Consider the following 12,768-nt stretch of genomic DNA (forward strand, 5'->3'; position numbering starts at 1 on the left):
ATTGATATTTATTTCTTATTTTTGAGGGATTCAATTTTATACAATGAAATTATATAAATTATCTTTATGGATGCTGTTTTTTGGAGGTAGTACATTTGCTCAGACCCAAAAATACACAATGGCGGAGGCAGTTAACGGAATGAGAACCAACTTAGCCGTTAAAAACATCTCGCAGTTTTCATGGTCTGCAGATGGAAAATCTTATATTCAGGCGGTAAAAGGCGGATATTTAATCACAGATCTGAAAACCAACAAACAGGATACGCTGGTTTCTTTATCTCAGTTGAATAAGAATTTAACAAACAATAAATTCAAAGCAGTTCCACAAATTAAATTCATCAGCAATTCTCAGGGATATTTTAATTCCGGCGGAAAAATGGTATGGGTAGAAAAATCCGGCAGCGACTGGAAAACAAAAAATTCCGTTGCTTTGGATAATAACGCTGAAAATATGAAGATTTTTGGGGATAACCAGACTTTTGCATTTACGGTAAAGAATAATTTATTCGTTAACAAAAACGGAAAAACCATTGCGGTAACCAATGATACCGATGAAAATATACTGAATGGAGCTTCCAACGTTCACCGAAACGAATTCGGAATTGATACCGGAATTTTCCCGGCACCAAATTCAGAGAGTGTGGCGTTCTACAGAATGGATCAGACGATGGTTGCAGATTATCCGGTTATTGACTGGTCTGTAACTCCTGCTGTAAATCACAATATCAAATATCCGATGGCGGGAAAAACGTCTCATCAGGTAACTCTGGGAGTTTTCAATATTAAAACTCAGAACACAACCTTCTTAAATATTGAAGGAGAAAAGGATCAGTACTTAACGGCTGTTACCTGGAGTCCGGATTCAAAATATATTTTTGTAGGCGTTCTGAACAGAGGACAGAATTACCTGAAAATGAATCAATATGATGCTTCGACAGGAAATTTAGTGAAAACTTTATTCGAAGAAACCAGCGATAAATATGTTGAACCTCAACATCCTTTAACGTTCTTTCCGAATTCCAATACAGATTTCATCTGGCAGAGCCAGAGAACAGGATATAATCATTTATTTCACTACAATCTGGAAAAAGGACTTGTTGCACAGATTACAAAAGGAGATTGGCTGGTAACGGATATTTTAGGTTTCAATGAAAAGAAAAAAGAAATCTATTTCACCTCCACCAAAGAAACTCCTCTGGAAAAGCATTTGTACAGAATCAACTGGACAAATTTTAAGATGCAGAGAGTGGATAACGCAGAAGGAGTTCACTCCGGAGTGTTAAGCAGCGACGGAAATTTCCTGTATGATGTATACAGCAACGCCGATACACCAAGAGTTGCCAACATCATTAATACGAATACTTTAAAAACAAACAATCTTCTGACCGCTGAAAATACCCTGAAAAATTATCAGCGTCCGGAAATTAAAAATATCAATTTAAAAGCCGACGACGGAACAATTTTGTATGGAAAAATGATTCTTCCGACCAATTTTGATCAAAATAAAAAATATCCGGTGATCGTTTATTTATACAACGGTCCGCATTTACAATTAGTAACCAATTCTTTCCCGGCATCCGGAAATCTTTGGTACGAATACATGGCTCAAAACGGATACATCATATTCACGATGGATGGAAGAGGTTCTTCTAACCGTGGTTTAAAATTCGAGCAGGCAGTTTTCAGAAATCTGGGAACCACAGAAATGAACGACCAGATGAAAGGAGTAGAGTATTTAAAATCTCTTCCTTACGTAGATTCCGAAAGAATGGGAATTCATGGATGGAGCTTCGGAGGATTTATGACGACAAGCTTCATGCTTCGTAAGCCGGATGTTTTCAAAGTGGGCGTTGCAGGAGGACCTGTTATCGACTGGAGTATGTATGAGATCATGTATGGCGAAAGATACATGGATACTCCACAGGAAAATCCGCAAGGATATGCAGCAGCCAATCTTCTGGATAAAGTTCAGAATCTGAAAGGAAAATTATTAATGATTCACGGAGCACAGGATGATGTTGTGGTTTGGCAGCATTCGGTTAAATTCATCAAATCTGCGGTTGATAACGGTGTTCAGTTGGATTATTTTGTATATCCGGGACATCCGCACAACGTGATCGGAAAAGACAGAGTGCATCTTATGCAGAAAGTAACAGATTATTTTGATCAGAATCTGAAAAAGTAAATAGTAAAATCCAGTGTAAATATAGACTGGATTTTTTTGTTTAGAATTATTTAGAATCTATTCTTATCAAACATCAATGCATCTGATTTTCGGTTGCCGTAAATTTGTACTATAAAATCAACAATATGGAATTAGGAATAGGAATGTTTGGCGATCTTGCTTTCGACCAGACAATAGGAAAATATAAAGATGCAGGTGTAAAGATTCGTGAAATTCTGGAGCAGGTAAAATTCATGGATGAGGTGGGAATTGATGTTTTTGCCATGGGAGAACATCACCGTCCCGATTATGCGGTTTCTTCTCCGGAAATTGTTCTGGCTGCAGCGGCAGGTATTACAAAAAATATAAAATTAGCGAGTGGTGTTACGGTTTTAAGTTCATCAGAGCCTGTAAAAGTATATGAAGATTTCTCGACTCTGGACTTAATTTCAGACGGTCGTGCTGAAATTTTCGTCGGAAGAGGAAGTTTCATCGAATCGTTTCCGTTGTATGGATATTCTTTAAACGATTATGAGGAACTTTTTGATGAAAAATTAGACTTACTGCTTAAAATCAATTCTCAGGAAAATGTAACCTGGAAAGGAAAACTTCGTGCACCGATGCAGAATCAAACCGTTTATCCGAGAGCAAAAAATGAAGGAAAACTGCCCATCTGGAGAGCAGTAGGCGGAACTCCGCAGTCGGTTTTAAGTGCTGCGGAATTGGGAATGCCTTTAGTAGTGGCAATCATCGGAGGAATGCCTGTACAATTCAGAAATTTAATTGAATTCTACAAACAGGAATATAAAAAAGCAGGTCATGATGTTTCCAAAATGCAGATCGCCGTTCATTCGCACACTTTTGTAAGTGATGATCCGGAAGTGATTGAAGGATATTTCCACAACTATAAATCGCAGATGGACAGAATCGGTTCTTCCAGAGGTTGGGCTCCTTACACGAAAATGCAGTATGACGGCGGAAGAAGCAAAGAAGGAGCGTTGTTCATCGGTACTCCGAAAGAAGTGGCAGATAAAATTGCCTACCTGAAAGAAATTTTCGGCATTACAAGATTTATCGGACACATGGATGTGGGAGCTCCGGAGCATGATCTTATGATGAAATCTATCGAGCTGTTTGGCAAAGAAGTAAAACCACTCATCCAAGATCTTTAAAAACAAAACCTCCGCTGAATTTCAGCGGAGGTTTTTTTAATAAATGATCTATTGTCAGTAAAATTCCTAAAAATAAATTAAACAATTTTGATCAGACTTCCACGCTCTTCATCTTTCACGATTTCCAGTGCGACCGGAATTTTTTCTTTCAGTTCTTCCACGTGCGAGATAATTCCTACAATTCTATTTTCTTTTTGAAGAGCATTCAGGGTTTCAAACACAATATTTACAGATTCTAAGTCCTGAGTTCCGAAACCTTCATCAATAAAAAAGAAGTTCTTATCCGACTGAGCATTGGACTGCACACTTTCTGCCAAAGCAAGAGCAAGACTTAATGAAACCTGAAAAGCCTGTCCGCCGGATAAGGTTTTTACACTCCGGCTTCTGCCTTCGTTAAGGTAATCAATAATCTCGAAATCATTATTTTCGTTAAGCTGAAGACTCAGCTGATTTCGGGTCATCCTGTGAAATCTTACATTCGCATGATCGCATAACTGACGAAGATAAATCGACGAAACATACTGTACAAAACCGGCTCCTTTGAACAAATTGGTCATCACTTTCAGATTTTCGGCACGTTTCTGAAGTTTTGATTGTTCTTTCAGGAGATCTTCTTTTTTACGGTATTCTTTTTCGAGCCTTACAATTTCTGTCGTATATTTTACAATGGAATTATTGATTTGGTTTAATTCAATTTCGGCTTCACTGAATTCTTTTTCTCGTGTGGCAAAAAGTTCGCTGTCAAAAGAAAAATCTTTTAGCTTTAATTCTAATTCTGCGATTCCGTTCTTTAAGATTTCAAAATCTATTTTAAATTTTTGAATTTTGTCTCTGGCTTCTTTTACGTTGATTTTCTTCTTTAAAATATTTTCAATCTGGGAAAAATCGGTGAAATTATTTTCCAACAAAGCTTTCTCAATAGTTTCCAGATTAGATGCAATTTCAGATTTTAATTCTGAAATCTGTTTTTCCAGTTGGCTTAAAATGGTTTTTTGTTCCGCCAGTTTGGGTGAAATTTCTTTCTCTTTTTGGATTAATTCCTGATAATTTTTCTCCGTTTCAATATTGGACTGTGAAAGTTTTTCATAAATATCTTCAACTTCTCCGGATGATTTCTGATGATAATTCTCCCAGATCAATATTTTTAAATTAGAACGGTTGGTATTAATCTGCTCTTCTTTTTTCGCTTCCTGAATTTTAAAATTTTCCAGCGCCTTTTGATATTTTTCCAGATTTTCCAGTTCTTTCGCCAAAGATGCTCTCTGTACAGATATGTTTTGATTAATCTGCTCGATCTGCTTTTCCGTTTCTAAAGATTGCGAACGTTTCTGCTCAAATTCAGCCTCATTTTCAGGATTGAATTCAGTCCAGGTAAAATTTTCCAGGTGGTTTTCAAGATCATTTTGAATTCTCGAAAAAGTTTCCTGCTCAATTTTCAGTTGATTTTCAAATATGCTTTTTCTTTCCAGAATTTTATCAGCCTCATTTTCCTGCTTCTGAAGACCGACTAATTCCTGATCTGCAGATTGAATTTTCTGCTGAACTTCCTCTAATTCTGTATTTACATCATGAAACTCTACAATATTCGGATGTTCAGAAGATCCACAAAGCGGACAGGCTTCGCCGTGATGAATTTCGCTGGAAAATCTGGCAAGTTCCTGCTGAATTTTTAAATGATCTAATTTGTGTGAAAATTCCTTCTTCTGAGCTTCTAAAGTTTCTTTTTGGGCTCTAAAATCTTCTTTAAAGTTTTCAGGAAAAGCTTTTAATTCTTCTGAAATTTGCTGAATCTGTAATTCCTGTTTCTGAATTTTTTCGGTTTGATCTTTCTGCGCTTTTCTGAAGTTTTTCTGCTGAATAAACCAGTTTCCGATATTTAAAAGTAGAGTAGAATCAAGTTTTTTTGTTTTCAGTTTTTCTATTTCCAGAGAAAGCTGATCAATATTCTGCTGAATATTTTTTCTTTTTTCTTCAACTTCATTTACTTCTTTCGATCCTTTTTGTGTTCTTTCTTTAAGGTTTTTAACTTCATCCGAATATTTCAGAATCTGTAGAATGAGATTTAAATCATTTTCCTGAATTTTAGATTGTTCTAAGGTCTCAAACTTTGGCTGAAGACTAGAAATGTGTTCTTTTACAGTATTAAATTCTAATGCTGTTTCCTGAACAATTTTGTTCTGCTGTTCTGCTTCAGACTGCTTTCCTGAAATTTCTTTGGAAAGTTTTTCTTTTTCAGAAAGTAGAGGATTAAAAATTCTGGAAATACGGTCATACAAATCCGTCTGGGCTTCCAAAAGATCAATTTCGGCTTTTTGATTGGATAGCGTGTTTAAGTTTTCTTTTTTCTGTTGTAGATTTTCAAAATCAGCTTTCAGACTTTTAAGCTGTTGATAACTTTCATTAATTTTCTGAAAATTTTCTTTAGCTTCCTGAAGTTTTTGCTGTTCGGTTTTTAAATTTTCTTTTTGCAGTAAAATTATTTCTTCATTAATTTCCTCAAAACCTTTCAGTTGTCCGTTCAACTGATCCAGCTCGGATCTGTTTTTTATATTGAGAGAAGCAACATTATTTTGCAGATCGTAACGCTGAAGCCCGAAGATTTCCTTCATCATATTCGTTCTTTCTGCAGCGCCCAGTTCCAGAAATTCTTTAAACTGACCTTGCGGAATAATGATCGTTCTTTTAAAATTCGAATAACTTAGACCTATAATCTGCTCTGCGTTGGAGTGCTCTAAAGGAATCCATTTATTGTCTACATTTTCATAAAAAGTGACTGAGCTCGGTTTTACATCGTCAAATTTTTTAGAGTTCCGTTTAAAATCTCTGGCAGCGCGGAAAAGTTTATTTTCATAATTTAAAAAATCAAACTCAATGTAAGAAGCGTTCGATTTTAAATTCATCATATTATAAGCTCTTTTATCACGCATGTTCAGACGTTCTGTTTCGCCGTAAAGTGCAAAAGAGATGGCTTCAAGAACAGATGATTTTCCGGAACCTACAGAACCGAAGATTCCGAATAATCCGGCATCGGTAAGATTTTTAAAATCAATAATCTGACGTTGCTGATAAGAGTAAAGTCCTTCAAGAGTTAGCTGAACAGGGATCATGGCTTAAGCATTTAAAATTTCGTTAAACAAATTCATCAGGTCGTCATTGGCTTTCTGTCCGCCGTTTTTCGATTTAAAATAATCCTGAAAAAGCGATTCTATATTTTGGTTTAAATTAATCTCCTGAATAGTATTTTCATTAATATTTTGATTATTAATTCTTGGAATTAAATAGACAATTCCGTTATGAGATTGATAAAGAAGCTTCCTTTCATCGGCAGTCAGAAACGTTTCGCTTTCCAGTGTCAGTTCAACGAAAGTATTTGGATTTTCAATAAGCCAATGAACAGCTTTTTCTACGGAATCGAATGTTTTTCGGGCTAAAATTCTTCCGTTCTGTAATTGAATTTTTTCACAAGAAACATTTTTTCCGGGTTCTGCATCAATAACAGAGATGTATTTTTTCTGTCCGGCTTCACTGAAGCTGTAACAAAGTGGAGACGAAGAATATATCACAGGTTTTTCCGGAGTTCCGATATTCTGAAAAGCATGCAGATGTCCCAAAGCCGTATATTGAATCTGATCCGGAATGATATCTGAAAAAATAAGGTCTGCATTCCCAATTTTAATAGGTTTTTCTCCTTCCGGTTCTTCCAGAATTTCACCACCCTTTTTATTCATATATAAATGGGCGGTCAGAATATTGATGCCATTTTCGTCACAAAATTCGTCGGCAAGATTTTTCCAGTTTTCGGCTAAAACTTTGTTGATTTCTTCTTCTTTATTTTCACCAAAATATTCTTTTAAACGAATTTCGTTGGCATATGGTGTATGCAAAATACGAACGGGAATTTCGGAATCTTTAAATTTGATTTCGAGAAAACCTTCTTCAGAACTAGAAATGTAGAAAAATTCTGTTTCGAAAGGGGAAATTTTTGCTTTTGGATGACCGATGAGAATAATTCCGCATTCACAAGCCAAAGGATCCGGCGCATTGATCAGGTTGGGAGAGTCGTGATTGCCTGCAATTACAATAACGGGACGTTTCCCGTTTAAGGATAAACGTTTTAATGTTTTGTAGAACAGTTCCACAGCTTCTACACTGGGATTGAAATTATCAAAAAGATCACCGGCAATCAGGATTAAATCCACATGCTGTTCATCAGCAATCTGAATAATTTCGTCCATGACCAGAGTCTGTTCTTCAAGCCGGGAAAATCGGTCCAGTCGTTTTCCTAAATGCCAGTCGGCGGTGTGAAGGATTTTCATAATGTATTGTTGTCTTCTCTTGCTTTAAAATCTTCCCGAATCTGTTTTAGACGTGCTTTTCTTTCCGTTTCTGCATTTTGTGCTTTGCGTTTTTTCTGATCGATCAGTTTTTTATTCTTTTTCCTGTTGGTTTCGTTATTTTTGCTCATATGTATTCTGAGAATGAGTAATTTTTGTAGGTAAGAAATACCTTCATCAAAAATACTAAAGATTAAGAGTTTAAACAATTTTACTCGGCAAGTCAGATAAAACATTTTAATTTTACAGCATGGAACAACAATCTAAAGATCCTCTTCACGGAAAAAGACTAGATGCCATTCTTGAAGAACTGGTAGAATATTATAACGGTTTTGAAAAACTTGGTGAACAGATCAATATCCGATGTTTTACAGACAATCCCAGTATTAATTCTTCTCTGAAATTTTTAAGAAAAACCGACTGGGCAAGAGCCAAAGTGGAAAGTTTATACCTTTTTGTACAGAGAGAAAAAAAACGCAGCGAAAGAAAAAAAGACAGATAGATATTTCTTCGGTCAATGATTTCAAAAACAGTATCTTTGTGCCGTTAATCGTGAAAACAATCACGAAAAAAGAATAAAATATGACAATCGAAAACAATCACGTTGTAGCTGTAAAGTATATCCTACATACTATTGAGCCGGATGGAAGTAAAATTCTTGTAGAAGAAACAACAGCAGAAAATCCACTTACATTTTTGTATGGAGTAGGAATGATGATTCCAAAATTTGAACAGAATATCCACGGCTTACAGGCTGGAGATAAAGCTGATTTTACGATTAAGCCTGAAGAAGCGTATGGTGAAAGACAGCCTGATGCAATTGCTCAGTTGCCGATCGATATGTTCCAGGAAGCAGGAATTCCACCTGTAGGAGCAATTTTACCATTGTCCGACAATCAGGGAAATAACTTTCAGGCAATTGTGGTTGAGGTAACTCCGGAAGCTGTAGTAGCAGATCTTAATCACCCGATGGCTGGGAAAACGTTAGATTTCCAAGTTGAAATCTTAAACACACGTCCTGCAACGGAAGAAGAGTTGTCTCACGGTCACGCTCACGGAGTAGACGGAAACGAAGCGCACTAAGAGTTTTCTCAATAAAATATAAATGTCCGGCAGAAATGCCGGACATTTTTTTTACACATAAGTTTTCAGTTCAAATCCTTGGAAATATTTTAGAAAACCTAAGCTGAAAATCAAAGATTTTTATGATTATCCGTAATTTGTCATAATTGGAAAAAGCTTTGAGTTCTTTGCTGAGTGAAACGCCTTTGCGAACTTAAAAACAGTTAGTATATAAAGAATCTTTGCGAGTCCTTTGCGTTAAAAAACAGTATGTTTAATAGCGGGTAATCATAAAAATTTTTCATTTTGAGAATCAATAATCTGTGAAATTAGTGGGAAATTTTTTAATCTAATCAAGAAATTCACCGCTCACATAAAACCAGCGGTTCTGGATCATTTTAAAAGTAGATAATTCGTGATGAACATGGTTTTCTCCGTTTTCATCGGTATAAAAAGCTTTGAATTCCACTTTATTCATAGAAGGCTTATTTACAATTTCCAGTTTTGTCCACTTATTAATTTCTCCCCATTCCTGTAAATCTTTCGTATTGTGAAACTGCCTTTTACTCGGCGAAGTGGTTTCCATCAAATATTTTCCGTTCGGAATCGCAAACGCCGAAAATCTTGAACGCATCAAGGCTTCTGCAGTCGGAGCAAATTTTTCTTTTGTATGATAAGGTTTACAGCATTCTTCGTAAGTCTTTCCGGAACAGCAGGGACAATTCATTTTTCCTAAATTTTAAATACAAATGTACATGAATTATTAGTTTTTTTGCCTGCCACGAATTCACGAATTTTTACAGACTTTTATCTTTTATAATTTTAAAATCTGAGTCATTTGCGAAATCCGCGAAATATTTAATTGTGTTATTAGTGAAAAACATTTGTGTTATTAGTGTTTAAATCAAAAAAAAGCATCCAAAAATTGAATGCTTTTAAAAATTTATTTAATAAAACCTCTGTTTCTCAATAAAGGCTTAATATCCGGATCGTGTCCTGTAAAATCTCTGAATGCCTGATTCAAGTCAACAGAATTTCCTACAGACAGAATGTATTTTCTGAAACGGTCTCCGTTTTCTCTTGTCAAACCACCGTTTTTAGAAATCCATTCCCATGCATCGTTATCCAGAGTTTCAGACCATAAATAAGCATAGTATCCTGCAGAATAACCACCGCCCCAAATGTGTGCAAAATAAGGCGTATGATATCTTGGAGGAACCGTTGCCAAAGTAAATCCGTGCTTTGCTAAAGATTCTTTTTCAAAATCTAAAACGGGAATTAACAGGCTTTCATTGGTTACTGTATGCCAATCCATATCTAATTCAGCCGCAGAAACCAGTTCCGTGGTCATATATCCCTGATTGAAAGTTGCTGCTTTTTTAATTTTATCAACCAAAGTTTGCGGAATGGGCTGTTTTGTTTCGTAATGTAAAGCGTAGTTCTTTAAAACAACAGGATCTAAAGCCCAGTGTTCGTTAATCTGTGAAGGGAATTCCACGAAATCTCTCGGTACATTGGTTCCGGAAAGGGAAGGGTATTTCTGACTGGCAAACATCCCGTGAATAGAATGTCCGAATTCATGGAAAATAGTGGAAACATCATCATAACTTATTAAAGAAGGTTTTCCCGGAGCCGGTTTCTGATAATTGTAGCAGTTTACAATCACAGGTTTTGTTCCCAATAAATAAGACTGCTCTACGAAATTGCTCATCCAAGCTCCTCCGTTTTTAGAATCCCTCGTGTAGAAATCCAGATAATAAATGGCAATGGATTTTCCGTCATGATCGAAAACTTCATACGTTACCACATCAGGATGATAAACCGGAAGATCCGTTCTCTTTTTGAAAGTTAATCCGTAGAATTTTTCAGCAGCGAAGAATACTCCTTTTTCCAAAACGGTTGTAATTTCAAAATAAGGCTTGATTTCGCTTTCATCAAGATCAAATTTTGCCTTTCTTACCTGTTCAGCATAAAAATTCCAGTCCCATGGTTCAACTTTGAAACCTCCTTTCTGCTGATCGATCAGATCCTGAATATCTTTTGCCTCGCGTCTTGCTGTTTCTACGGCAGGAGTCGCAATCTGGTTCATTAATTTTGTTGCAGCTTCCGGCGTTTTTGCCATCTGATCCTGCAATTTCCATTCTGCGAAACTTTTTTTACCTAAAACCTGAGCTTTTTTCAGTCTTAATTTCGCTAATTTTTCAATGGTTTCCCTTGTATCATTTCCATCCCCTTTTTCAGCTCTTGTCCATGATGCTTTGAAGAGTTTTTCTCTTGTTGCTCTGTTTTTAAGATTCTGTAAAAGAGGTTGTTGTGTAGTGTTTTGTAATGCTAAAAGATACTGTCCCGGTTTTCCTGCATTTTTGGCATCAGAAGCTGCCGCAGCAATTTCATCGGCGGAAAGTCCGTCCAGTTCCTTCACATCTGTAAAGAAAACGCCTCCCTGCTTTCTCGCTTCAAGCAATTTGTTGGAATATTGCGTCGACAATGAAGCCAGTTCCTGATTGATCTGCTTTAGTTTTTCTTTATCCGCAGAAGAAAGATTGGCTCCTGCAATTTCGAAATTCTGTTTGTAATATTGTAATAACCTTTTGCTTTCAGAGTCTAAACCATTCTCAGAAATCGCTTTTATTCTTTTGTAAAGATTTTCATTCAGATACATTTTATCAGAATGGGCTGCAAAGATTGGAGCATATTCTTCATCAAGTGCCTGTAACGTAGGATTTGTATTGGCACTCGTAAGATTTGAAAATATGATTTGAGCTCTTTTCAGAACTTCACCGCTTTTTTCCAGAGCTACGATGGTGTTTTCAAACGTTGGTGCTTCAGAATTGTTGGCGATTTTTAAAATTTCAGCGTCATGCTGTTTCAGACCGAAATCAAAAGCGGGTTTAAAATGTTCATTTTTAATTTTGTCAAATTCAGGAGCTTCATACTGAAGTTTGCTTTTTTTCATGAAAGGATTCGATGAAAGCGATGCGTCCGGAGCTGGAACTTCCTGTTGGCTATCGGTTTTTTTCATTGTTGTACATGATTGGTTGAATGCTAATGCAGAAATTAATAATACCGATGTAATATTTTTCATAAATTAGTTGTTAATAAGGTATAAAGATACTTAAAACTTAATTCATAAAATAATAAACATGAGATCACAGACTATTTTTCTTTTTTCAGCGATAGCACTTCTGGCTTCTTGCGATAAAAATGACCGACATCATAATGGAAACGAACAGAAAAGCTGGGTGGAAAAAGTAGTAACGAAAGACAACGGACCGATGAGCCATAAAGAAGTGACGGGTGATTTTGATGAAATCGAAGTTTCACAGGCGATCGAAGCTGAAGTGATAAAAGCAGATTTTGAAAAGGTAGTAATTTCTGCTCCGAAAAATATTATCGATGAGGTTCTGGTAGACAACAGTGGAGGAGAACTTCATATTCATTATAAATCAGGAATCCGTGTGATGGATTCCCATAATGTTTCTGCAAGAATTTACACAAAAGATTTTTCAAAATTAAATGCCAATTCTGCGGCAAGCATAAAAGTGAAGGATAAATTTGTACAGGATAAAATGGAGATTGAGGTTTCCAGTTCAGGAGCTGTTTCCGGAGATCTTGAGGCGAATAAATTTACTATTTCCATAGACAGCAGCGGAAATTTCGACGGAAAAATCTGGGCGGTAGATCTTGATGTAGATGCTTCATCTGCTGCAAGTCTGGATCTTTCCGGTAAAGCTAAAAATGCGGAGATCAGTGCTTCATCAGGAAGCAGTGTTTCTGCCAAAGATGTTATAGTTCAGAATCTGAAAACAGATTCATCCAGCGGAGCGAGCGTAGACATCAGTGCTTCTTCTTCCATTAATGCAGAAGCATCTTCCGGCGGAAGCGTGAATGTGTATAAAAAAGGAAACGTTACCAATATTACCAAAAACGAAAGCAGTGGCGGAAGCGTGACTATTCAGTAATGCTTTGCTGAGTGAAATGCCATTGCGAACGGAAAATTAAACGTTTGAGATAAAAATCTTTGTGGAGATAGCGT

The 12,768-nt window shown here is 36.3% G+C and carries 10 protein-coding genes; 5 read left to right on the forward strand and 5 right to left on the reverse strand.

Translation table 11 applies throughout. The features are described from left to right. The first annotated feature begins 43 nt into the window (after positions 1-43). Positions 44-2,185: a S9 family peptidase gene (locus tag WFH39_RS10090; RefSeq protein ID WP_336689807.1), complete on the forward strand. Its 2,142-nt coding sequence runs from the start codon at positions 44-46 to the stop codon at positions 2,183-2,185. A 125-nt stretch (positions 2,186-2,310) separates the two neighbouring features. Continuing rightward, positions 2,311-3,336, forward strand: coding sequence for an LLM class flavin-dependent oxidoreductase (locus WFH39_RS10095; RefSeq protein WP_336689808.1), 1,026 nt, complete (start codon positions 2,311-2,313; stop codon positions 3,334-3,336). A gap of 77 nt (positions 3,337-3,413) precedes the next feature. Here WFH39_RS10095 and WFH39_RS10100 read toward each other — a convergent pair whose 3' ends face one another. From WFH39_RS10100 to WFH39_RS10110, 3 genes are read right to left on the reverse strand one after another with little or no spacing between them, the layout of a single operon-like run. Further along, on the reverse strand, positions 3,414-6,443 hold the full coding sequence (locus WFH39_RS10100; RefSeq protein WP_336689809.1) for an AAA family ATPase: 3,030 nt from the start codon (positions 6,441-6,443) through the stop codon (positions 3,414-3,416). Between the two features lie 3 nt (positions 6,444-6,446). Continuing rightward, positions 6,447-7,652 (reverse strand): metallophosphoesterase family protein, encoded by a 1,206-nt coding sequence (locus WFH39_RS10105; protein ID WP_336689810.1) that lies wholly within the window; start codon positions 7,650-7,652, stop codon positions 6,447-6,449. Beyond that, positions 7,649-7,801 (reverse strand): hypothetical protein, encoded by a 153-nt coding sequence (locus WFH39_RS10110; RefSeq protein WP_336689811.1) that lies wholly within the window; start codon positions 7,799-7,801, stop codon positions 7,649-7,651. The genes WFH39_RS10105 and WFH39_RS10110 overlap by 4 nt, the downstream gene beginning before the upstream one ends. A gap of 119 nt (positions 7,802-7,920) precedes the next feature. Between WFH39_RS10110 and WFH39_RS10115 the strand changes: the two genes are divergently transcribed. Together WFH39_RS10115 and WFH39_RS10120 are read left to right on the forward strand one after the other, a co-directional pair. Further along, a complete protein-coding gene (locus tag WFH39_RS10115) occupies positions 7,921-8,172 on the forward strand; it encodes a VF530 family protein (RefSeq protein ID WP_336689812.1) in 252 nt (83 codons plus the stop codon). 80 nt (positions 8,173-8,252) lie between these two features. Further along, on the forward strand, positions 8,253-8,753 hold the full coding sequence (locus tag WFH39_RS10120; protein WP_087711621.1) for an FKBP-type peptidyl-prolyl cis-trans isomerase: 501 nt from the start codon (positions 8,253-8,255) through the stop codon (positions 8,751-8,753). A 328-nt stretch (positions 8,754-9,081) separates the two neighbouring features. Here the strand turns inward: WFH39_RS10120 and WFH39_RS10125 are convergent, their stop codons facing one another. Both WFH39_RS10125 and WFH39_RS10130 read right to left on the reverse strand, forming a co-directional pair. Further along, positions 9,082-9,459: a YchJ family protein gene (locus WFH39_RS10125; protein ID WP_336689813.1), complete on the reverse strand. Its 378-nt coding sequence runs from the start codon at positions 9,457-9,459 to the stop codon at positions 9,082-9,084. 216 nt (positions 9,460-9,675) lie between these two features. Then, complete coding sequence (locus WFH39_RS10130; RefSeq protein ID WP_336689814.1) at positions 9,676-11,817, reverse strand: M3 family metallopeptidase; 2,142 nt, start codon at positions 11,815-11,817, stop codon at positions 9,676-9,678. 58 nt (positions 11,818-11,875) lie between these two features. Here WFH39_RS10130 and WFH39_RS10135 point away from each other — a divergent pair, with 58 nt between their 5' ends. Beyond that, positions 11,876-12,694, forward strand: a complete 819-nt coding sequence (locus tag WFH39_RS10135; protein ID WP_336689815.1) for a head GIN domain-containing protein — start codon at positions 11,876-11,878, stop codon at positions 12,692-12,694. Positions 12,695-12,768: the final 74 nt, after the last annotated feature.

The sequence above is a fragment of the Chryseobacterium sp. MMO-72 genome (assembly GCF_037146035.1).
Lineage (GTDB): Bacteria > Bacteroidota > Bacteroidia > Flavobacteriales > Weeksellaceae > Chryseobacterium > Chryseobacterium indicum.

Excerpts from the sequence above, each read along its gene's own strand:
- WFH39_RS10090 (WP_336689807.1), top strand. The coding sequence starts at position 44 with ATGAAATTATATAAATTATCTTTATGGATGCTGTTTTTTGGAGGTAGT.
- WFH39_RS10095 (WP_336689808.1), top strand. The coding sequence starts at position 2,311 with ATGGAATTAGGAATAGGAATGTTTGGCGATCTTGCTTTCGACCAGACA.
- WFH39_RS10100 (WP_336689809.1), bottom strand. The coding sequence starts at position 6,443 with ATGATCCCTGTTCAGCTAACTCTTGAAGGACTTTACTCTTATCAGCAA.
- WFH39_RS10105 (WP_336689810.1), bottom strand. The coding sequence starts at position 7,652 with ATGAAAATCCTTCACACCGCCGACTGGCATTTAGGAAAACGACTGGAC.
- WFH39_RS10110 (WP_336689811.1), bottom strand. The coding sequence starts at position 7,801 with ATGAGCAAAAATAACGAAACCAACAGGAAAAAGAATAAAAAACTGATC.
- WFH39_RS10115 (WP_336689812.1), top strand. The coding sequence starts at position 7,921 with ATGGAACAACAATCTAAAGATCCTCTTCACGGAAAAAGACTAGATGCC.
- WFH39_RS10120 (WP_087711621.1), top strand. The coding sequence starts at position 8,253 with ATGACAATCGAAAACAATCACGTTGTAGCTGTAAAGTATATCCTACAT.
- WFH39_RS10125 (WP_336689813.1), bottom strand. The coding sequence starts at position 9,459 with ATGAATTGTCCCTGCTGTTCCGGAAAGACTTACGAAGAATGCTGTAAA.
- WFH39_RS10130 (WP_336689814.1), bottom strand. The coding sequence starts at position 11,817 with ATGAAAAATATTACATCGGTATTATTAATTTCTGCATTAGCATTCAAC.
- WFH39_RS10135 (WP_336689815.1), top strand. The coding sequence starts at position 11,876 with ATGAGATCACAGACTATTTTTCTTTTTTCAGCGATAGCACTTCTGGCT.